This window comes from Candidatus Hydrogenedentota bacterium (assembly GCA_018005585.1).
Lineage (GTDB): Bacteria > Hydrogenedentota > Hydrogenedentia > Hydrogenedentales > JAGMZX01 > JAGMZX01.
This window is the reverse complement of the sequence record JAGMZX010000047.1, coordinates 16,201-38,372: the sequence shown is the minus strand read 5'-3', so window position 1 is coordinate 38,372 and position 22,172 is coordinate 16,201. Positions and strand designations below refer to the sequence as shown.

The 22,172-nt window shown below is 62.1% G+C and carries 11 protein-coding genes; 7 read left to right on the top strand and 4 right to left on the bottom strand.

The features are described 5' to 3' along the window. Window positions 1–229 precede the first annotated feature (229 nt). The 3 genes from KA184_10105 to KA184_10095 all read right to left on the bottom strand — a co-directional run bounded on the left by KA184_10105 (window position 230) and on the right by KA184_10095 (window position 6,095). A complete protein-coding gene (locus KA184_10105) occupies window positions 230–970 on the bottom strand; it encodes a glycosyltransferase family 2 protein (GenBank protein ID MBP8129917.1) in 741 nt (246 codons plus the stop codon). Window positions 971–1,092: 122 nt separating this feature from the next. Beyond that, window positions 1,093–2,091 (bottom strand): iron-containing alcohol dehydrogenase, encoded by a 999-nt coding sequence (locus KA184_10100; protein MBP8129916.1) that lies wholly within the window; start codon window positions 2,089–2,091, stop codon window positions 1,093–1,095. Window positions 2,092–2,189: 98 nt separating this feature from the next. Next, a complete protein-coding gene (locus tag KA184_10095) occupies window positions 2,190–6,095 on the bottom strand; it encodes a PKD domain-containing protein (GenBank protein MBP8129915.1) in 3,906 nt (1,301 codons plus the stop codon). A 534-nt stretch (window positions 6,096–6,629) separates the two neighbouring features. Between KA184_10095 and KA184_10090 the strand changes: the two genes are divergently transcribed. From KA184_10090 to KA184_10060, 7 genes are all read left to right on the top strand, one after another. Further along, complete coding sequence (locus KA184_10090) at window positions 6,630–6,830, top strand: hypothetical protein (GenBank protein MBP8129914.1); 201 nt, start codon at window positions 6,630–6,632, stop codon at window positions 6,828–6,830. Window positions 6,831–6,964: 134 nt separating this feature from the next. After that, entirely contained in the window at window positions 6,965–9,241 is a 2,277-nt protein-coding gene (locus KA184_10085) for a hypothetical protein (GenBank protein MBP8129913.1), read from the top strand. A 558-nt stretch (window positions 9,242–9,799) separates the two neighbouring features. After that, window positions 9,800–11,044 (top strand): efflux RND transporter periplasmic adaptor subunit, encoded by a 1,245-nt coding sequence (locus KA184_10080; GenBank protein ID MBP8129912.1) that lies wholly within the window; start codon window positions 9,800–9,802, stop codon window positions 11,042–11,044. A gap of 98 nt (window positions 11,045–11,142) precedes the next feature. Next, window positions 11,143–14,742: an efflux RND transporter permease subunit gene (locus KA184_10075; protein MBP8129911.1), complete on the top strand. Its 3,600-nt coding sequence runs from the start codon at window positions 11,143–11,145 to the stop codon at window positions 14,740–14,742. Next, a complete protein-coding gene (locus tag KA184_10070; GenBank protein ID MBP8129910.1) occupies window positions 14,739–17,879 on the top strand; it encodes an efflux RND transporter permease subunit in 3,141 nt (1,046 codons plus the stop codon). Before KA184_10075 ends, KA184_10070 begins: the two co-directional genes overlap by 4 nt. Window positions 17,880–17,956: 77 nt before the next feature. Then, entirely contained in the window at window positions 17,957–19,300 is a 1,344-nt protein-coding gene (trkA, locus tag KA184_10065) for a Trk system potassium transporter TrkA (GenBank protein MBP8129909.1), read from the top strand. Continuing rightward, a complete protein-coding gene (locus KA184_10060) occupies window positions 19,297–20,817 on the top strand; it encodes a TrkH family potassium uptake protein (GenBank protein ID MBP8129908.1) in 1,521 nt (506 codons plus the stop codon). The genes trkA and KA184_10060 overlap by 4 nt, the downstream gene beginning before the upstream one ends. A gap of 315 nt (window positions 20,818–21,132) precedes the next feature. Here KA184_10060 and KA184_10055 read toward each other — a convergent pair whose 3' ends face one another. Beyond that, on the bottom strand, window positions 21,133–21,675 hold the full coding sequence (locus tag KA184_10055) for a sigma-70 family RNA polymerase sigma factor (GenBank protein MBP8129907.1): 543 nt from the start codon (window positions 21,673–21,675) through the stop codon (window positions 21,133–21,135). Window positions 21,676–22,172 lie beyond the last annotated feature (497 nt).

Genomic DNA, 22,172 nt, shown 5'->3' with positions numbered 1-22,172 from the left:
AGGGCAAGCGTCGCAAGCAGGATTGGTATCCAGTCTTGGATGAGGCAGGCCACCGCCTTCTCAAGATTGAACGAGAGCCAATTCCGCGGCGGAGGGACGTCTGACATGTGTTATCTCCCCGAGAACACGCGACCAACACTTGTACAATACACCAACCCGAATGAACCGAGCCTAACAGACTCTGCAATAACGGCGCAACGCCTGCCGGAATTTGCCGGCCCGCCGGAGGCTAACGGGCGCGCGGCCGGTACGGCGTCCGTCGTAACCAGGAGGCTATCCGGCATTTCAGGATCATCCCAATCATTTCGAGGCCGAGCAGGAAAGCCCGCGTTCTGCTCCCGGTCACCGATGATACGCCGACGCGCTTGCGGTAATTGATCGGGATCTCGACAAAGGGGAAATTGTTCAAGATGACAAGCAGCATCAGGTGTGGCCCGAACGCCGAACCGCCGACGCGGAACTGGCCGCGCAGCGCCTCGTAGACCTGCCGGTGCAGCAGGCGCATGGAACAGCCCACGTCGCTCAGGAACGTGGTGTTGAACAGAAACTCCATCAGCTTGCCGACGGCGTAGTTGCCCCATTTGAGGAAGAAGCCCATGTTCGCCCCTTCCCAGATGAACTCGCGCGCCGTGCGCGTGCCGAAAACAACCGGCAGGTCGTCGCTGTACGCGAGCAGCTTCATCACGTCGTGGCCGGAAAACGTCCCATCGGGTTCCGCTATAATCAGCAGGTCGCCGGTCGCCTCCCGCAAGCCCCGTTGAATGGCGAACCCGTAACCCTGTCGCCCTTCGTGCACGAGCCGGGCGCGCGTCTGGCGCACTTCCTCATCCGTGCCGACCACGGCGTTGTTGTTCACGACAATGATCTCGTCCACCAGTCCCGGCGCGAAGAAATCCTCGATAGCCGCCCGGATCGAGTCTTTCTCGTTATAAGTCGGTAAGATAACCGAGACTGTCTTGTCACGCCACATGCCTGATAACCATCCCGACCGCCGTCAACCACGTGCAAGAAAACAAGAGCATATCACGTCGAGAAACACTGCTCCCGGCCGGCAGACCGGCGGACCACTCCCGGAGTTCGCGCCGCAAGGGGCTAGCCGGCATAAAGCGCATCGAGGGTCCCGGCGATAAAAGACTCCGTAACCGGGACGGTGTCCACGACGCTGTAGAAGTAGCCCGCCCCATCCTTGAATGTCTTGAGCGTGCGCAATGACGCGGCGATCTCGTCCCGGCTGGCGCCGGGCACGGTATACCGCAGCCCGCAACGCCGGATCAGGTCCGCGGCCCATTCCGGTTCGTTTCGTTGCAGCCGCGCAATGGCGAAAATGCCCAGCCCTACCAGGTCCCCGTGCAGGAAATGCCGGCCCGTCAGGTGCTCCATGTTATAGGCCACGAGATGCTCGGCGCCTTCTTCCGGCCGGCTGACGCCGATCCGGGCGCAGAATTCGACTTCGCGCCGGAACAGGTCCACTATCGTGTCGATACCGTGGTCCGTAACGCGGTAGACCTCGTCCGCGTTGCGGTCCAGTTCCTCTAGGCAGCCGCGGGCCAGCGCGGCCACGTCAGGGTGATACGCTTCGCCCGTCTGCTCATGCGCGAGCTTCCAGTCGTACAGCGCCGTGTGAATGCTCGCGATGTCGCAGGCGCCCGCGCGGTTCAGTTCCGGCGGCGCTTTCCGGATGAGTTCATAGTCGATCAGCAGCTTCTCGGGGAAGATGTCGCCCACATACTGCACCGTCTTGTCCACGCGGACGGCGATCATGTTGGTCAATGGCGCGTCTACGGACACGATCGAGGGCGCGAGCACCATGTCGCAGCCGCGCTTCCACGCGAGGTATTTCGCCGAGTCGCAGCACGAACCGCCGCCCAGCCCGACGACGACGTCGCACGGCGGCAGCGCCGCGTCCAGCCGCTCGACGGTCGCCTTGTCCATATCCGCCACCAGGTGCACATGGTGCGGCTCCCAGTCAAGCGTTTCCTGCGCAAGGGACCAGGGAATCTGCATCGTGCAGACGAGCACGCGGCCTTTGAGGTCTCGCAGACGGCGCACGGCGCCGGCGCCGGAGACTATCTGGGGCGCCCGGTACGGCATGGCGTCTCTCCTGAACTCCAGCCGGCGGCTGGGCATAGAAAGGGCCGCCCACGGCGGGCAGGCAGCCCATGTGTCTTCCTCTGTACGGTCACGTCTGGCTAGGGCAGCAGTACCTGCATGTTGAAGACGGCGTAACCGCTGCGATTAAACGCCTCAATGTCTTCCTTGGCATATGACAGGTAGAAGTTCAGCATCGCCGTGTCGATAACGACGTTCTGGACGTTCTGGTGCGGCGTCGAGTAGGTGTTTGTCAACTGCTGGAGACCGAACGCGTTGAAGAACCCGTAATCGGCCTGAATGCCGTCGAAGACCTGACCCAGTCCGCCGGTGTACACGACCCCTGGCAGCACGCGCGGCGAAAACACGTCCGACGGGTCGTTTTCAAACCACGTTACCGCCAGGCCCGGCGACAGGACCTCCACCTTGGCGGCCCGCGTCTCATAGCGGCCGTCCCCGATAATGAAGGTGTGCCGGGTCGAGAGCGGCGTGTTGTACACGAGCGACAACGCGTCGCGCAGGTTGGTCGTGTCGTACAGAATCTGGCGGAACATGGGCAGGAAATGACTCGTGCCGGGCTGGTACGGGTCGTCGGGGTTTCCGATGGCGCCCACGCTGATCCCGCCCAGATTCACGCCCACCGGCGACATCGCGAAACCCGCATACGTGAACAAGGTGTGCGGAATGCCGTTGGTGCGGCTCGGAATATACACCACGGAGAGCGGATATGCCTGCGTAATCCGGCGCAGATTCTGGTTTTGACTAAACGTGTGATACAGCGTGTCCCCCGGCGCCACCGCATCGTCCCAGAGCGCGGCGGAATGGCCGTCGTAGGACTCGATGACCGGAACCATGTTGGCCCGGCGTACGAGCTGCGCATCCACCTCCGCCCCGTCGGCGATGCCGTCCATCTCCGCGACAATCCGCGCGTCCAGCGGCGGGTTCGTGCCGTCTGTGAAGTCTTCCCAGACACTGTCCAGCAACGCTTCCGTTATGACCGGATTCTCGGAAATGGCCGCCGCCACGTAGCGGGGCAGGAATTGCTGAATCTCGTCCCGCAGCAATTGGCCGTGCTGCAAGCCCATCTCGTAGGCGTCTCCCTGGACCGTGATGTAATCCACGAACACCGGGTCGCTGGAGATGCCGCCGAACGCCGTCTGCCGTTCCCCGCCGAACGTGGGATAGACGTCGGGGAGCACGCGCACCGGTGTGCTGAACACAAACTGCGGCGTCGCCGTAACGCCGGGCACCGGGACCGCCAATTCGGCGGCGTTTTCAAAACTCAACTGTACGTAGAAGGCATTCCAGGCGCCGGGCACGAGCGTCGGACGCGCCACGACCCGGTTGTCCGCACCGATGGCCAGCGGGACAGGCAGCCACGCCTCGCCAATCGTGTCCTTCCGGAAATCCCGCGTCTGCGTATTGATGGCCTGCCACAGGACGGCGAACGTGGGACGCTGACTCGAGTCCACGATGATGGTTCCGTCGTCTTCGAACGTCCACGTGGAGACGGGCCGGGGCACGTCCTGCACCACGGCAAGATAGAAGGCGAGCACGCTGCTGAGCGCGCTGGTCTGGTCGAGCAGGCTCACCGAATTGTCGAGGCTATGGTCGGTGTTGGCCACGTAATTCACGTGGTTCTCGCCCAACAGCCCCTCCAGATAGAACTGCGAGGAATCGGGCAAGAAGAACTGGTCGCCGGTCGAGTTCAGAATCAGCTTCGGCATGTCCAGTTCGCCCCGGTATTCATAGGGGTCTACGAGTTCGAGCAGGGCCTGCCCGCCGGGCGTGTCGAAGCGGTCGAAGACCCGTTCCTGCGCGTACGGGTAGATGGCCGGCGCCCAATACCCGTAGGAATTGTAGTGGTGCATCATCTGTTCGTCCATGTTCAGGACATCGATGACGATGGGGATGATCGCCCTCACGCGGTCGTCCACCGCGCCGGTCAGCCAGGTGGTCCATCCGCGCTTCGAGGCGCCTGCCACCACGAAGTCATCCACTGCCGCGTCTTCTTCCGTCTTTTCCGAAAGGTAAGGCGCTGCGTCGTGGATGGTGTCCATGGCGCGCACGGCCGCCTTGACCATGGGGAAGAGCAGGGGCCAGTTGTAATCGGGGCTGCCCGCGGCGTAGCCCTCGAGGAACTTGTCATAACTGTAGGCGATGATTGCGTCTTCCGTCCTGCCTTCGCGGATACCCACCTCGTCAAAGAACGTCACGGGCTGCGCGGGCACGTTCTGCACGACCGCCACAACCGTGCCCGACGCAATCGCAAAACCGACGATGAAATCATCTACGTTGTTTTCATTCGGCTCGGAAGAATTGAAGGAACCGCCGTCAACCAACAGCAGCGCCGTCTTGGACACCTTGATATCCGGTTCCACTATCGTCAGGTAATGGGTCCAGATGCGGCCCGACGCGATCTCGGTCTTGTCGCGCCACGACTGCGACGTCATCTGCAAGACGTGGATGAACGCGCCGGTAAGGTCATATGACTGGATATGGCGCCAGCCATAGTTCGGGTCGGGGCGGTCGACGAAGTCGCGCAAGATCGAAATGTCCCCCGCGCCGCTGTCGCGCGCCACAATGTAATTCTCTTTGGTCTCCGTGTCGGTATTGTTAACAAGCTGGTTCGAGGTGACGGTCAAGGACACGGTATAGAGCCCCGCCTCTTGATAGGTATGCGTCGGGTGACGCTGGAGGCTCGTGGTCCCGTCGCCAAAATCCCAGTGCCATTGGACAATGGTCCCCATCGAGGAAGTGGACAAGTCGGTGAAGCGGACCTGCTGACCCGTCGCCGGCTCCACGTCATCGGCCCTGAATGCGGCCACCGGCGCGGCCGGGCGCACCTCGACGTTCGCCACCGTGGTGCTGTCCGACCCGTGCGCCGTGGTCACCGTCAACGTTACGTCGAAGAACCCCGCATTCGGATAGCTGTACGTGGGGTGCTGCGCCGTGCTCGAACCGCCATCGCCGAAATCCCACAGCCATGTCAGAATCGGGGCCGAGCCGGGTTGCGACAAATCGGTGAACTTCGCCGCTTGGCCCACGCTGGGTTTGGTGGGTTCGATGCTGAAACGGGCCAACGGCGGAATGCGGCTGCCCACCACGACGGGCTTCGTCGCCGTATCGCTGGCGCTGGACGTGGCCACCGTCAGCGTCACATTGAAGGTACCCGCCGTCTGATAGATGTGAACGGGATTCGTCTCCGTGCTGGCTTCGCCATCGCCAAAGTCCCACTGCCGGCTCACAATAGAGCCCGAAGCCGAAGTGGACCGGTCCGTGAACTGCACCGTGTCTCCCTGACTGATCGACGCCGGGCTCACGCTGAAGTCCGCGTTGGGCGGGGTTCCGCCAACCGTGATGAAACCTTCGCGGCGGAGCGTTTCCGCGCCGCGGGACGTGCGAATCGTCAGCGAGACCGCGTACGCGCCGGCCGCCGTGTAGGCATGCTGCGGCGCCGCCGCCGTGCTGGTGCTGCCGTCGCCGAAATCCCACTCGCGGGAGGTAATGGTCCCGCCCGATATCGCGCTCTGGTCCGTGAACGCCACCACCTGATTTACCTGCGGCGTTTGCGTGCTCGCGGCAAAACGCACTTCGATCGGGTCTTCCAGCACGACTTCGACCGTCTTGTTCGACGCGTTGTCCGCTATCAGCGTCAAGAAACCGCGATTGGTGCCCAGAAAGGTCTGGGTGCGGTCCACCCGCACTCGCACCACAATGGGGTCAAGCGGGCCGTCACTGACGCACCCGTCCGCCGTGGTTACACACCCCCGGGGCTCCAGCCAGCTCGCGGAGCTGACCACCGTCAACGGCCCCATGGGTTCGGAGGAGGCCGTCTTCGTAACTTGCAGGGAAAGCGTGTTCGTGACCGAACCAAAATCCAGCGAACCCGGTGACACCACGAGCCCGACATCCGTTACGGGCGGCGTTATCGGACAGCCGGCCAGCCACATGGCGATCACCACCATGCCTATCGCCCTGCCTGACAGACGCATCGTGCAATTCATGGAAACAGACTCCTTCCTTCCTGCTCGGCGGGATATCGCCCGCAGCAGTACCCGGGGGCAGTCCAACTCGTTGTCACATAACATCATGCCAATTTCACCGTGCGCTGTCAACAATTTTCAGCACCCCGCGGTCACGCCGACACCTCGTCAACAGTCTTACCACCGCAAGAACACCCGATAGGGGGCCGGGGTTCAGGAAGGCGCACCCCGGGCCCGCGGAACGCCCTTCGCGCTCGTTCTCGTCCTCGTAATCGCAATGAGAAGCCTTGACAAATCGCGCCGTATCTGCTTTGCTGGCAACGTCGGCTCCTGCGGGTCGGGAAATAGTGGGCGAAACGCGGGCCGGTGATAACGGTGGATTGTGTTACAGCGGGGAATAGGCTGATGCGGATTCGGGGTCTGGCCCAAACGGGGCAATTACTATCACCATTATGCTGTTTTCTGTTTCCTCTTCCCTTTCTCCGGGGCGGGGCAGCGGTTCATTGCCGTGAGCTGCGGCCTTACTGGAAACGGGGTTCAAGAGGTGATTGGAGCATGAACAGCCGAATTCGTCACAAGGCGCGCCGCTTCGGCGTCTTCGTGGGGCATGGCTTTTCAGCCGCGCTACTTTCTCTGCTTCTCTTTTCCTTGGTCGGCGCTGTGCCTGCGATGGCAAGCGTGCTGCAGGTTCCGCCCGGTTATCCCACGATCCAGGCGGCGCTCGACGCCGCAGAGGATTTCGAGCCGCCATGGTAGACCCTCGCCCATTCTTTGCGCTGCTCCTGACCGGTTCGCGAAATCCCCGTCACGGGCCGGGACGCAGATGCACCCTTCAAGCTTTGTTTCTCCTGTTCTTCATATGTGTGGATCCGTATGCAGATACACTCCACGTGCCGCGCCAGTACCCGACCATCCAGGCCGCGATCAATGCCGCGAAGAACGGCGATGAGATTGTAGTGTCGCGCGGCCGCTATGTCGAGAACATCCACATGCTGGGCAAGAACGTCGTGCTGCGTTCCACGAACCCGCGGGACCTGGCCACGGTGGAGGCCACGATTATCGACGGGAACGAGGCCGGCACCGTGATTACCTTTCTGGGCATGGAAACGACCGCGTGCGTGGTGACGGGGTTTACAATCACGAATGGTTTTGCCCATCAGGGCGGAGGATTTCACGGCAGCAACGGGGAAGTGTTTTCGGAATTGGATTGGGCTCAGCCGACGATCGAGTCCAACATCATTCGGAACAATCGCTGCGGCTCTTATACGGAACTCGTGTTTAGCGAAGGCGCCGGCGTGTACCGGTGTCTCGGGGTGATTCGGGACAATATCATTATCGAGAATGAAGCACTTGGATTGGAGATTTGTGATGACTGGCCGGATGACTGCGATTACGAACGGGGGCTGGGGGGCGGCATCTTTGGCTGCGGTGGCCTTATCGAAAACAATCTAATCGCCTACAATATAGCCAACTATTATAGTGCAGTGGATACGTTGACTGCTGTGATTCGTAGAAACATCATCACAGGGAATATTGGTACAACCTGTGTGGCAAGCGGCTCGGGTTCACTCGAGGAAAACCTTATCGCAGATAACACGATTGGCAGCCATTCCGGCGCGGTGGAACATTTCAGCGGGGATATTCTCAACAATGTGATCGTCGGCAACACGGGTTTCGGGCTCTTCGGCGTTGCGTCGGAAGGCCGCGTCGAGGGAAACTATATCTCTAAGAACATGAACTCCGTGAGTGAGGGAAACTACCAGATTTGGGGCGCGGACCATGTATGGCGAAATGCCATTATCGGGACGCGGTCGGATAGACTAGTCCGCGTAATGCAAGAATGCACGGATGTCCGATACAATGTAATTCTCAACAATGCAAGTTCTTGGCGTACGGCTTTCATAATGGGGCACTGCCAAGATGTCGTCGGTAACCTTGTTTGCAACAATGACTTCACGGGCGATTCAAGATCATTGTTTACCGTCTGCACCGGCATCTTCTATAACAATACCGTAGTGGGCAATTCCGTTGGATATGCCGATGGACTATTCGACAGAGGGCCGGACAACCTCGATCCGGATCCGGACATTCGGAACTGCATTTTCTGGGACAACACGACGCCAACGGGAGCACTCTTCTACGACGGTCTGGTTCCCACCTATTCCTGTATCGAGAACGACACGTCCGGGGAGCCGACGAATATTTCGCTCGATCCGGGGTTCGTGGACCCGGAGCATGGGGATTTCAGTTTGCGGCCGGATTCGCCGTGCATCGATGCCGGGGCGTATGTGCCCGAGGCGGCGACGGATATCGTGGGCCGTGCGCGCGGGTTTGACGGGTCGCCGGAGCCGCGGGGCGATGGTTCGGATTTCGATATCGGCGCGTATGAGTTCGTGATGCGCATCATCGGCGAAGGGGAAGGAGAGGGCGAAGGCGGGCCGCCGACGGGCCCGCACAGCGCGGACCGGGACGGCGACTGGCGGATCGCGATGAGCGAGTTGCTGCGGGTGATCCAGTTCTACAACGCGCACGGGTATCACTGCGACGCGACGACGGAAGACGGGTACGCGCCCGGCCCCGACGGGGGACTGGCACAAGCGAGCGAGTCTTCGAGCTTGCCACGCCATAGCTGCAGCGAAGGCGGGGGAGACGTGTCCCCGAGCCTTGACGCGGAAGAACCGTGGGAATTCGTGAACCCCCTGGAGGTGAAGCGTTCGCCGTTTGTAGAGGCGTACATGCGGAAACACGGCATCAAACTGCCGGAGATACCGGAGGAACACATCAAGCTTTGGCGCGCCTGGGTGACGCGGCAGCATGGTCTTTCACCACAGAGACACAGAGGACACGGAGAAGAAGGCGCGGAGGACGCGAGCCGGTTTTCTGAAGACGAGGTTCGTAGTACAGGCTTTAGCCTGGCTGAGGTGGGGACAAACAGGCACGTCTCCCCCGCGAAGCGCGGGGTCGCTTGTGCCAGTCCCCGGGAAGGCCTGCGCCTACCATTCGAGCGATTACGCGCCGCAGGACTGGGCGATCAGCATTACCGAACTGCTGCGGGTGATCCAATTCTACAACGCGGGCGCGTACCACCGCTGCGACCACGGCGAAGACGGCTTCTGCCCGGGTGTGGAATAAGCATGCACCGCACACGCTCGGAGAACACGGAGTAAGAGCGTTTGCAGGCGTGGCGCGACCGGGAGTGGCTGCCGGCAAGCCCCGCTGTGACGCGGTCCTTCGTGCTGCACGGCGCGGCGGGGGCGGGACGTCTTTGCCCGGTTCATTCCCAGTATGCAAGGGACGGGCGGAGCCGTCGGGCTGGGTGCTCCGCTCCCGAAACCGCCCGCCATCAGCGCTCTGGGTCTGGTCAACGCCCCTCTCTTCGCGTTTGGCTCGGGCTGCCCCCGTGATTCGTTCAGACACCGTATTTTGTGCTGCGCCTGAAGCTTGACAACTAGGACTTGTGTTTCCTCGATTTATTTGTTATAGTAGAAGTCGCATAATCGGGAGGCCTTGCTGCCGCGCGGGCATCAGGAGGAGGAAGATAATTGGAGCCCTGACAAGGGCCTCAGGGACAAGGCGGGCCTGGAGAACGGAAAACCCCGCGTAATGATCGGCAGTCCAATGTAGTATATTGTATGGTTGAGGCGGAGAACACCCCGGATACAAAGTGTTTGTATCAGGTGGCGGTCAGTGAAGCGCGCGAAAGAGGCAATGAAGGACAGTAGCTCATGCGTTACGTTGGCTTAGGATTAGGCGTTTTCGCCGTTCTGCTGTCCCTCGCCGGGTGCAATAACACGGCCGAGGGCATGCCCTCCGGTCAGTCGAGCGGCAGCGCCCTGGACGACCTCGTGCTGGTTCCGGTCGAAGCGACGCGGCCGGCACGGGGCGATATTTCTTCATATTTCGAGACTACGACGCGCGTGGAAGCGGAAAAGCACGTGCAAGTCGTGTCTGAAGGCGTTGGGGAATGCATTGACGTGCTCGTGGAGGAAGGCCAGGCCGTGAACGAGGGGGACGTGCTGGCGCGGCTGGACACCAAACAGCTCGAGACGCAGATTCGCCAGACGCGGGTGAACGTGCAGCAGGCACGCTTCCAGATGGAGAAAGCCGAAGAACAGCAGAAGGAAGGCATTCTCAGCCCCTTCGAACTTGAAAACGCCCGCTTCGCTTACGAGCAGGCGGCCGCCATGCTCGAACTGCAGGAACTCCAGCTCGAACATCAGACGATCGAGGCGCCCATTGGCGGCGTCGTCACAATGCGCGGCATCCAGAAAGGACAGATGGTCGCCACGGGCGTACCCGTATTCCGGGTCGTGGACCCACAGAGCTACATCCTGCCCATCATGCCGCCGGAAAAGGAACTGCCGCGCCTGAGGCTCGACCAAGTGGCGAAGGTGAGCATCGACTCCGTGGAAGGCCGCGAATTCGAGGCGCATATACGCCGGATCAATCCGAGCGTCGACCCGCTCAGCGGCACGGTGAAGGTGGTCCTCGATTTCGAGGACGCCGCGCGCCCGTTCCTGCGCGAGGGCTCGTTCGCGCGCGTGAAACTCATCATGGAAACGCATGCGGGCGTGCTGATGGTGCCCAAGGATGCCGTAATTGAGGAAAACGCGCGCAAATACCTCATGATCGTGCAAGAAGAGGCGGCGCCGGACGACGCGGCGGAGGAGGCCGGCGAGACGGCCGGCGCGGCGCCCGCCGAGGAAGAACAGCCCGCCCTTGTCGCGGAGCGTATCGAAATCAAGACGGGACTTGAAGACAGCAACAGCATAGAAGTGGTCGAAGGCCTCGAGGAACACATGCTCGTGGTGACGTTGGGGCAACACACGCTGAAACCGGGTTCGCAGGTGAAGATCACCACGGCGGAAGATGAAATCGACGCGCTCGCCTCGCTGACGGCCGATGAGGCGCTTGCACTAGCCCGGGGAGAACGCCGCAACGCGCGCAACGCTCTGAGCGGCGCCAGTTGAACGCGCCCCGCCCGGCACAGTGGCGCGACGCATCCCCCTTGCCGTAGTATCTGCGGCGAAGAACAGAGTAACCACGACTGCCCATGAGCGAAGCGCCCATGCAAGAACAGCCGCAGCGGCAGTACCGGATGGCGATCCGCCGGCCGGTCACTATGGCCATGCTGTTCCTCACGCTCATTGTCTTCGGCTGGCGTTCCTATCAGAACCTGCCGATTAACCTCATGCCCGACATCTCCTATCCGACGCTGACCGTGCGCACGGAATACGAGGGCGCCGCGCCCGCCGATGTCGAGAAACTCGTCACGCGCCCCCTCGAAGAGATGCTCAGCATCGTGAGCGGCATGGTCGAGATCAACAGCGTGTCCTCCCCGGGCCTGTCGGAGATCATCCTCGAATTCACCTGGGGCACCGACATGAACGTGGCCATGCAGGACGTGCGCGACCGCCTCGACCTCTTCGACCCGCCCAAGGAAGTCACCGAGAAGCCCGTGATCCTGCGCTACGACCCCACGCTAGACCCCGTCATGCGCATCGCCATCACGCCCGCAGCGCTGGGCGAAGACGCCGACGCCGAAGCGGAACAGCAGGCGCTCACGGAGATTCGCGAAGCCGCGGAGCGCCACCTGAAAAGCGATCTCGAAGCGCAGGTGGGCATCGCGCAGGTGGCGGTGAAGGGCGGCCGCGAAAAGGAAATCCAGGTCCTCGTGGATACGGAGGTGCTCAAGAGCAAGGGCCTCTCGCTGCAACAGGTGGAGAACGCGCTGGCGCAACAGAATATCAATCTCTCGGGCGGGCGCCTGCAGGAAGGCAAGACCGAATATCTCGTGCGCACGCTGAATCAGTTCGAGAGCCTCGACGAGATTAGCCGCAGCGTGGTCTCCATGCTCGAAACCGGCCCGGTCTACCTGGAAGAGGTCGCGCGTATTCAACTCGGCGCGAAGGAACGCGAGACCATCGTGCATATCAACGGCCTGGAAGCGGTCGAACTCGACGTCTTCAAGGAAGGCGACGCCAATACCGTGCAGGTCTGCGAACAGGTGAAGGACCTGCTTGGCTTCCGCCACGAGGAGACCTTCTGGGACCGCCAATGGCGCGAGGTGGCCATCCGCCAGGAGATAGCGACGGCGCGCCTCAACGGCCAAGAACTGAGCCGGGATGCGGCAGAGGCCATTATCTCCAAACGGGAGCGCGCGGCGACGCTGCTGGACCGGCTGCCTGGGGACGTCAACCTGTCCGTGATCACGGACCAGTCGCGGTTCATTCAAGACTCGATTAACGAGGTGCGCTCCGCGACGATTGTGGGCGGCGGCCTGGCGCTGATCGTCCTGTTTCTGTTCCTTCACGAACTGAAGAGCACGCTGCTCATCGGCATTTCCATCCCCATTTCCGTTGTAGCGACCTTCTTGCCCATGTTCATGCGGGGCATCTCGCTCAACATCATGTCGCTCGGCGGCCTGGCGCTGGGCGTGGGCATGCTGGTGGACAACTCGATCGTAGTGCTTGAGAGCATCTTCCGCTGCAAGGAGGAGGGGGACGGCCCCGTCGACGCCGCGGAGCGCGGCGCCAAAGAAGTCTCCTCCGCGGTCATCTCCTCGACATTGACCACGGTGTGCGTGTTCTTCCCCATTGCGTTCGTCGAGGGCATCGCGGGCCAGTTGTTCAGCGACCTCGCCCTGACCGTCACGTTCTCGCTGCTCGCCTCGCTCCTGGTGGCGCTTTACTTGATCCCGATGGTGTACTCGCGTCAAGCGTTCGCCGTGGCAGGCGACCGCGACGTCGTCTGGATACTCCGGGGCTACCACGAATTGCGCCGGGAGCAGGGCAAAGGCCGCGCGGCCTCGCTGGTCCTGCTTCCCATCATGGGCCTTCGGTATATTCGCGAGTATCTCGTCGACTCCTTCAAAGACACTTTCCAACCTACTGTTTCCGCGCTGCGCCGGCTTCGCGCGCAAGTCACGGCCGCGAACGTGCTGTCCTTCCTGGGCGCCGTGCTTTTCCTGCCATTTCTCCTGGTCCTCTACCCTTTGCAGGTAGTGCTGCGGGCCGCAATCACGCTGCTGGTGACGGTCCTGTTCTTCGTGTGTGTGGTGTTGTTCGGCTTCGTCTGGGTCATCCGGTCCATCCTCGGCGCCTTGCTTTGGCTCCCCGTGAGGCTGTTCGACTTCGGGTTTAACGCATTTCGGGCCAGCTATGCCTTCACGCTGCGGCACGCCCTGCGCCTCTCCCCCGTCATACTGCTCGGGGTGCTGGCGCTTTCCGTGCACGCCAGCTATGTGGCCCGCAATTTCGGCCAGGAACTCATCCCAGCGATGAAGCAGGGGGAATTCGGGATCCGCTTCGACGCGCCGCCGGGCACGCGGTTGGCCCAGACGGAAGAGCGCGCCCGGCGTGTTGAGCAGGTCGTGCGCGCGCACCCCCTGGTCGAATCGGTCACGGTCGAGATTGGTTCAGAGAAGACCGAAGCCCAGCGGGAACGGGGCGAGAACATGGCGCAGTTCACCGTGCGCCTGAAGAATCCGACGGAAACGGCGCCCATCCAGGACCAGATTACGGAAGACCTGCGCGCGCGGATCGCGGCGGTGGTGACCCCCGACGAGAAAATCACCTTCACGTTGCCGACCATGTTCAGTTTCAAGACGGCCGTCGAGGTGCAGATCATCGGCGATGACATGAGCCAGCTGAAAGAACTCGGCCGCGAGGCGCTCGCGCGCATTGACGGCGTCGCGGGCTTGAAAGACGCCGAGTTGAGCGTTCAGGAGGGGTATCCCGAACTAATCATCACCTTTGACCGGCCCAAACTGGCCGCGCACCATCTGACCCCCGGGCAGGTGGCCGAACGGCTCCGCCGCGAAGTGGCCGGCGTCGTGGCCACGAAATTCGATCAGGAAGGCGAGAAGATCGACGTGCGCGTCCGCACGATGCAGGAATACATGAGCAACGAGCAGGACCTGGCGAAGGTGGCGGTCACCGACGGGTTCCCGCCTGTGCCGCTTTCCGCCGTGGCCACGATCCGCAAAGAGAAAGGCCCGAGCGAGATCCGGCGCATCGATCAGCGGCAGGTGGTGCTCATTACGGCGAATGTCGAAGGCCGGGACCTGGGCGCCGTGTCCAATGACATCCGGAGCCTCCTGCAAACGGTCCAGTGGCCGAAAGATTATTACTACGAACTCGGCGGGCAGAACCGCGAACTCGAGGTCTCGTACCAGAGTCTGAATTTCGCGCTGGCGCTCGCCATCTTCCTCGTTTACGTCGTCATGGCCTGCCAGTTCGAGTCCATTCTGCACCCGCTCCTCGTCATGTTCAGCGTGCCGCTCGCGTTCGTCGGCGTCGTGTATGCGCTGTGGTGGACCGGCATCGACCTCAGCATCATGGTCTTTCTCGGCGGTATTATTCTCGCGGGCATCGTCGTGAACAACGCCATCGTGCTGGTCGATTACGTCAACCAGTTGCGGGAACGCGGCATGACCAAGCGCGAAGCCGTGGTCGCCGCCGGCACGGTGCGGCTGCGCCCCATCCTGATGACCACCATCACGACCGTTCTGGGCCTGATCCCCATGGTCACCGCCGCCGGGGAGGGCGCGGAACTCCGCCAGCCGCTCGCCGTGGTCGTCATAGCCGGCCTGAGTTCCTCTACCTTGCTGACCCTGTTCATCATGCCGATGGTGTACGACTTGTTCGGCGGACGTGACAAGACGTGAAGTTCTCGCTGGTAGAGTTCTCGCTCAAGCGCCCGATCACCACCACCATGCTCAGTCTGTGCATGCTCATCCTGGGCGTCATCGCGTGGACGCGCATTCCCCTCCAGTTCCTGCCCGAAGTCAGCCCGCCGTTCATTAATTGCCGCATCCCCTATATCGGGGCGTCCCCCGAGCAAGTCGAGGAGGAAGTCACCATCCCGGCGGAAGGGGAGTTCCGCACCATCCCCGGCCTGCGCGATATCCGCACCGTTTCCGACAGCAACGGCGTCTTCATTCACATGCGCTTCGACCTGGATACCGACATGACGCAGGCTACGGCCGAGGTGCGCGACCGCATGGAACGCCTGAAACTGATCTTGCCCGAAGACGTGGACCGCATGCTGATCGAGCGATTCAGTTCGCGCTCGATCCCGGTCGTGGCGCTCGCTGTCTTGTCAAGAAGCGACGAGGCGGAACTCGTGCATCGCGTTCGCACGATTCTCGAACCGCGCCTACGCCGTATTGACGGCGTCGCCGACGTCGTCATCTACACGACGCGCCCGGAAGAGGAAATCGTCATCGAGTTCGATCAGGACACGCTGCGCAGCATGAACCTCGGCCTTTACGATCTGGTCGCCGCGCTGCGGGTCAGCAGCTTCAACCTCTCGGTGGGGGAACTGGTCGACGCCGACACCAAGTACTTCGTGCGCACAGTCGGGGAATACCGCAACCTCGAGGACATCCGCGGCCTTGTCGTTACGCCGAACGGCGTGCGCCTGGGCGACATAGCGCGTGTGCGGTACATGACCCGCGAGCCCATTCGCGAGGCTACGATAGACCGCAAAGGCGGCGCGTTCGTCCTCGCGATCAAGGAATCCGAAGCGAACACGGTCGCCACGTGCCGCGCCGTGCGCAAGGTAATAGACGAGTTGCCCCAGGACGCCCAATTCGAGGATGTGGAGACCAACATATTCTTCGATCAGTCCGAACTCATTCTGACCGCATTGGCAAATCTCCGTGATTCCGGCATCTACGGCGGGATCATGGCCATCATCGTCCTTTATCTGTTCCTGTTCCGCGTGCGGCCCACGCTCATCGTGGCGCTGTCGATCCCAACCTCGCTTGTTGTGGCCATCGTGGCGATGTTTTTCATTGGCATGACGCTCAACATCGTCTCGATGGTCTCCATGATCATTGCCGTCGGCATGTTGGTCGACAACTCCATCGTCGTCGTGGAAAACATCATCCGCCACCGTCAGATGGGTTTCAGCATCATCGAGAGCGCCAAGCGCGGGGCCGGCGACGTCGGCCTCGCCATCACCGCATCCACGACCACCACGCTGGTGGTATTCATCCCCATGTTCTTCATGGAGGCGGGCCGCATGTCGGTGTTCATGAAGGAGCTCGCCTTGCCGCTTGCGGTTTCGCTCATGGGCAGCCTCATCATCGCCTTGACGGTGGTCCCCCTCGCCATGACCCAGATCCGCGAGCAGCGCCTGGCCCTGTTCGAGCGGTTCGGCGCGTTCCGGCAGCGCGGGCAGGGCGTGGTCAGGAGCCTGCTGCGCTTCAGTCTTATCGAGTCGGTCATCCGCGCCTATGACAGCGTTGTCTGCCTCGCGCTGCGCAGGCGTTTCGCATCCATCATGATTCTGGGCGCCGTTCTTTTCGTCACCTACAAGGTCCCCTACGCCGGCATGGATATGCAGGAACTGCCCCGGCTCGATACGCGCGAAGTCGATATCCACATCGAATTCGATCAGAACTTCGATGTGGACATGGCCGCGGAGGTCTTCAATTCTCTTGAAAACGAGCTGGACCGCAGGCGCGACATTCTCGGCATCAAGAACGTATTCAAGTTCTTTAACGCGAGCGGCGGCAAACTCGAAGTCTACCTCTTCACCGACGAAGACGGCCCGGAGTGGGAATCGCCGCAATACAGCACCGAAGACGTGATGGACATCCTGTCCAAGCAGTTGCCCCGGCTCATGCCGGGCGTCGAATTGACGTTCGATGTGGCCGACGCGGAACGCGGGGACGCGGAGGAGGTCGTCGCCGTGCAGTTCCGCGGCGACAATGCCGCGCGCCTGAAGCAGTTCGCGGACATATTCCGGATTTACATGGCCCGGATTACGGGCGTAAAGGATGCCAAGACGGACGTCGAGAAGGACACGCAGGAGATGCAGCTGCGTATCGACGAGGACATCGCGGAGCGCGCCGGGATCAGCCCCCTGATCGTGGCGCAGACCGTGGATGCGGCGCTGCGCGGGGCGCGCCTGCCCTACATGAAGCAGGGCGGCCGCGAGGTCCCGGTCTGGGCCCAGTTCCAGGAGGAAAACCGCAAGAGCCGCGACAACCTGGACAACATTATCGTGATCGGCGCGGGCCGACAGCCCATGCCGGTCAACCAGCTCGTCGATTACACGCGCGCGCCGACCCCGGCGTCGATCCACAGGTATAACGGCAAGAACACGGTCATGGTGTCGGCGACGGCGACGTTCGAGCGGCTTAACCGCGTAAAATACGAGTTGATGCGGCTCGCCCAGATGTTCGATTTGCCCACCGGCTACTCCATCGAACTCGGCGAGCAACTGCGGGAATTGGAGTCGAACTGGTTCAGCTTTGTCTCCTCTCTATTCATGGCCGTCATCCTCGTGTATCTCGTCATGGCCTCCCTGTTCGAATCCTACGTTCTGCCCTTGTCCATTCTGACCACGGTGCCGCTCTCCTTCATTGGCGTGCTCTGGCTGTTCTTCCTCACCGCCACTCCCTTCGATATCGTGACGCTTATCGGCTGCATCCTGATGGTAGGGCTGATCGTCAACAACGGCATCGTCATCGTGGACCATATCAATCAGCTCCGGCTGCAAGGCAAACAGCGCAATGAGGCGATTCTGCAGGCAGGCCGCGACCGTTTCCGCCCCGTCATGATGACCGCCATCACCACCATCCTGGGCTGTGTGCCCCTCGCACTGACCACCAGCGGCGGCGGTGTCACGTTCCAGGGGCTGGGCCGCGCAGTCGTGGGCGGCATGACCGTGGACACCTTCCTCACGCTGATCATCGTGCCCCTGTTCTACTCCCTTCTCGACGACCTCACCGAATGGGTTCGGGCCTTCCTGACCGGGTTTACGCGCCGCGCGCGCACGGAGATTTCTTGAATAGTCCGCAGCCTTTGTAGGAAGATCGGGGGGAATGTCTGGTTTTCCCGCCTTATAAACACAGGACTCCGCAAGACATGAACATCTTCATAGCGGGTGGGGGCCGGGTCGGGTTCCACCTGGCGCGTTTGCTCAGCGGCGAACGGCAGGACGTCACGGTTATCGAGTCGAACCCGGCGCGACTGGAGGAAATCGATTACGCGCTGGACGTGCGCACCGTCGCGGGCGACGGCGCATCCGTCATGCTGCAACAGTCCCTCGGCGTGGGCGCGGCGGAACTGTTCGTGGCCTCGATGGGCAACGACGAGACCAACCTGATCGCCGCGGCCACCGCAAAAGGCCTCGGCGCGAAGCAGGTGGTAGCTCGCGTCGACAATCCCCTGTACGTCGAGTCTCACATCCTCTATGAAACGATTCTGAGCATCGACTATGTACTGAGCCCCGACGCGCTCGCGGCGCTCGAAGTCGCTCACTTCATCGAAAACCCGGGCACGACGGCGTCCGAGGATTTCGGCCGCGGCCTTATCCATATGCGCCAGATTCAGGTCACCAAGACACCCACCCGGAACGGCAAGACGCTCAAAGACGTGGCGCCGCCGGGCGGCGGTGTCCTGCTGGGCGTGATCAACCGGGGCGGGAAGGTATTCATCCCGCACGGCGACGCGGTCATCGAGGTGGGCGACCAGGTCACGCTGGTGGGGCAGCGCGACAAGCTGAGTTCCGTGCAGCAGCTTTTTCAGGATGTCGACCTTGGCCCGCGCAAGGTGGCGATCTTCGGCGGCAGCAAGATTGGCCTCCATCTCGCCCAGGCGCTTGAAGCCAAGGCGAAGTCCGTCAAAATATTCGAGCGCAGACCGGACCGGTCCAACCAGCTCGCCACCAAGCTCAAGAAGACCAAGGTTGTCTGCCGGGACGCGGTCTCGCGCGTCTCGCTCGAACAGGAACACATCGACGGGTTCGATGTGGTCGTGGCGGCCACGGGTGACGACGAGCGCAACATTCTGGCCTGCGTGCTCGCCAAGGAAGTCGGCGCGGAGCAGGTGGTCGCCGTCGTGCATCAGCCGGACTTCGCCCAGCTCGTCCGGCGCCTGGACATCGACCTCGCCGTCACGCCGCGCACGGCCATAGCCAACCGCATCGTGAAACTCGTGCACCAGCGGGAAGTCACCTCGCTGGCCGTCATCGGGGAGGGGCAGGTCGAGGTGGTGGAGCTCACGATCAACGACGGCGCAAGCGTGCTCGGCAAACAGTTGCGGGACCTGAAATCGAAGTTCCCGCGCGGCGCGCTCGTCGCCGCCATCCTGCGCGACAAACACGTGACCGTGCCGGGCGGCGACGATGAACTGCACGCGGGAGACCATGTGATCCTGATCGCCATGGCGGAGGCGGTCCAAGCGGCGGAAAAGCTCTTCCGCAAATGAATCCCTGGGTTGTTTCAAAATTCCTCGGGCAGTTCCTGCTCGCGCTCGCCGCGCTCATGGCTCCCTCCGCCGCCTGGTCGGTCTGGTACGCCGAGTGGGCCACGCTGATAGCGTTTCTCAAGGCGATGGCGCTTACGGCTGCCGCCGGAGGCCTGATGACACTCCTGGGGCGCCGGGCCAAGAACATCCTCTTCCAGCGCGAGGCGCTCGGACTCGTGGGCATTGGCTGGCTCCTCCTGGCCGGGGCGGGCGCGCTGCCTTATATGCTCGCCGGCGTCATGGGGCCGATCGATGCGTATTTCGAATCCATGTCCGGCTTCACCACCACGGGCTCGACAGTCCTCACTGACATCGAGGCGGCGCCCAAGGGCATCCTGTTCTGGCGTTCCTTCACGCATTGGGTCGGCGGCATGGGCATCATCGTGCTGTTCATCGCCGTCCTGCCTTACCTAGGCGCGGGCGGCAAGCAATTGTTCCGTTCGGAAACGCCCGGCCCCGAGCCCTCCGGCCTGAGCCCGCGCATCCGCGACACCGCGTCCATCCTCTGGCGCATCTATCTCGCCTTCACCGTGGCGCAGACGGTCCTGCTCATGGCTGCCGGCATGAACCTGTTCGAGGCGCTATGCCATACCTTCGGCACCCTGGGCACCGGCGGGTTCTCGACGCGCCAGGCCAGCATTGCCGGATTCAACAGCCTTGCCGTCGAAATCATCATTATTGTCTTCATGGCCCTTGCGGGCTCGAATTTCAGCCTTTATTTCGCCATGTGGCACGGCGACTGGCGCGCCCTCTTCAAAAACACGGAATGGAACGTTTACATCGCAATCTTCGTGATCGCCACGTTCCTGATTGCCGTCAACCTCCTCTGGGCCGCGCCTGCATCGCGGCCGGGCAACGCAGCCATCGCAGGCGATGCAGACGACCGGGCGACGCTCCCTGCCAGCGGCCCGTACGGCGCGCCGCACGCTATACGCTTGAGCGCGTTTCAGGCCGTCTCGATCATGACCACCACCGGGTACTGCACCCACGATTTCGACTGCTGGCCCGAGTTTTCGCGCATGCTCCTAGTCGTCTTGATGTTCGTGGGCGGCTGCGCGGGCTCGACTGGCGGCGGCATCAAGGTTATCCGGATCGTCATGCTCGCGAAAATGGTCTATTGGCGCGTCGAAAGCACGTTCCGGCCCAAGACCGTCCGGCTCATCCGCATCAACGACGCAATTATCGACGACGGCGTGCAACGCATGGTCTACGCGTTCTTTGTCCTCTACATCGCCGTCTTTGTCGGGGCCAGCCTGTGCATGGCCGCGTTGGGTCTCCCGTTCGCCAGCGCGGCCACTTCGGTGGCCGCCACCCTCAACAACGTCGGCCCCGGCATGGAGCTCGTCGGCGCCGTCGAGGACTTCAGCCAGGTTCCCGGAGCGGGCAAGGCGCTGCTGTCCCTGTGCATGGTGATGGGCCGCCTCGAGTTATTCAGCATTTGCGTGCTGTTCCTGCCGGCCTTCTGGAAACACAGTTAGGACGACAGGGGCGGAAGTCTGCTCCGCCACAATTCAGCATCTTGCTCGAAGCCGGGAATATCGAGTAACGCGCCCCTGATGAGCCGCTTCGTCATGAGCCGTTTCACGAGTTCGCTGACGTCGGGTTGCGTTTCATGCAGACTGCGCCAGCTTCCTGCCCGGCGGTCTTCCCCTCGCGGACAAGCTCCGCGGAGACCGAAGCGCACGCATCCGCCTTCGCAAGAGCTGCGGCGGACAAGAGCTTGCGCGGTCCAAACGTGACCACCTTTCTGAGAGGGAGTGCTCAGCCCCCCGTTTGGGGGTGTCGCCGAATACTCATTCCTTGAGCGGGCCGCTGACCATGCGCCGCTCCCGCGCGTATTCCATCAGCTTGCCGCGCAGGAGCTTCCGGCCGCGGTACAAGCGCGACATGACCGTACCCAGCGGGCAGCCCATCGCATCGGCAATCTCCTTGTACGACTTGTCCTCGAGGTCCGCCATGATGACCGCCACCCGGAAGTCTTCCGGCAGCGATTCCACGGCTTCCTTCACCTCGTCGTCCAGGAGTTCCAGCAGGTCTTTCGTGCTACCCGGCTCGGGCTCGAAGGACACCTCGGGGTCCGGCAGCCGGTCCTCGGAAGGTTCCGCGCCCGTCAATTCCACAAAGGTGGGCCGGCGCACTTTGCGCCGGTATTCATTGATGAACGTGTTGCGCAGGATGGTCAGCAGCCACGCCTTGATATACGTGCCTTCCTTGAACTTGTTGTGGAAACGCAGCGCCTTCACCAACGTGTTTTGAGTCAAATCCTGAGCATCAGCGGCGTTGCGCGTCAATCGCAACGCCACCGCATACATCATGTCCAGATGTTCGAGAACCAAGTTCTCGAATTCCCTGGACCGCGCTTCAGGCTTCTCTTTCACCGTATCAACATGCGCTTTACACGGTTCACCCCAATAGGGGCTGTCCCCCAGCCGCCGCCTGCTACGGGGCAGCTATTGCCAGCCAAGACGTTCACGTTATCCTAACAACTCCCGTTACAATGGGTCAACACGACCCAAAAACCAGGAAAACCCCTCAGGATGGTGCCCCGGACAGATCTGACGGGTCAAGGTGCCGCAGCTCTGTACCCCTATTCTCGAACTTCCCAAACCTCGGACCAGTCGGCCGACTGTCCAGCCGTACCGTTGCGCTAAGAAAGTGCTTGGCAACCCGAGCGGGTTGTGCTCTGCTACAGGCAACGGTCCCGGACGCGCCGATTGTGCGTTACGGCCGCGTCCCCGGGCGAGTGGCGGGTCGCAGCGGGCGGGGTGGGCGGCGCAGTGTGCACGGTGGGCAACACGATCATAGCGGGCAATACGGCGCAGCCGGGCCAACC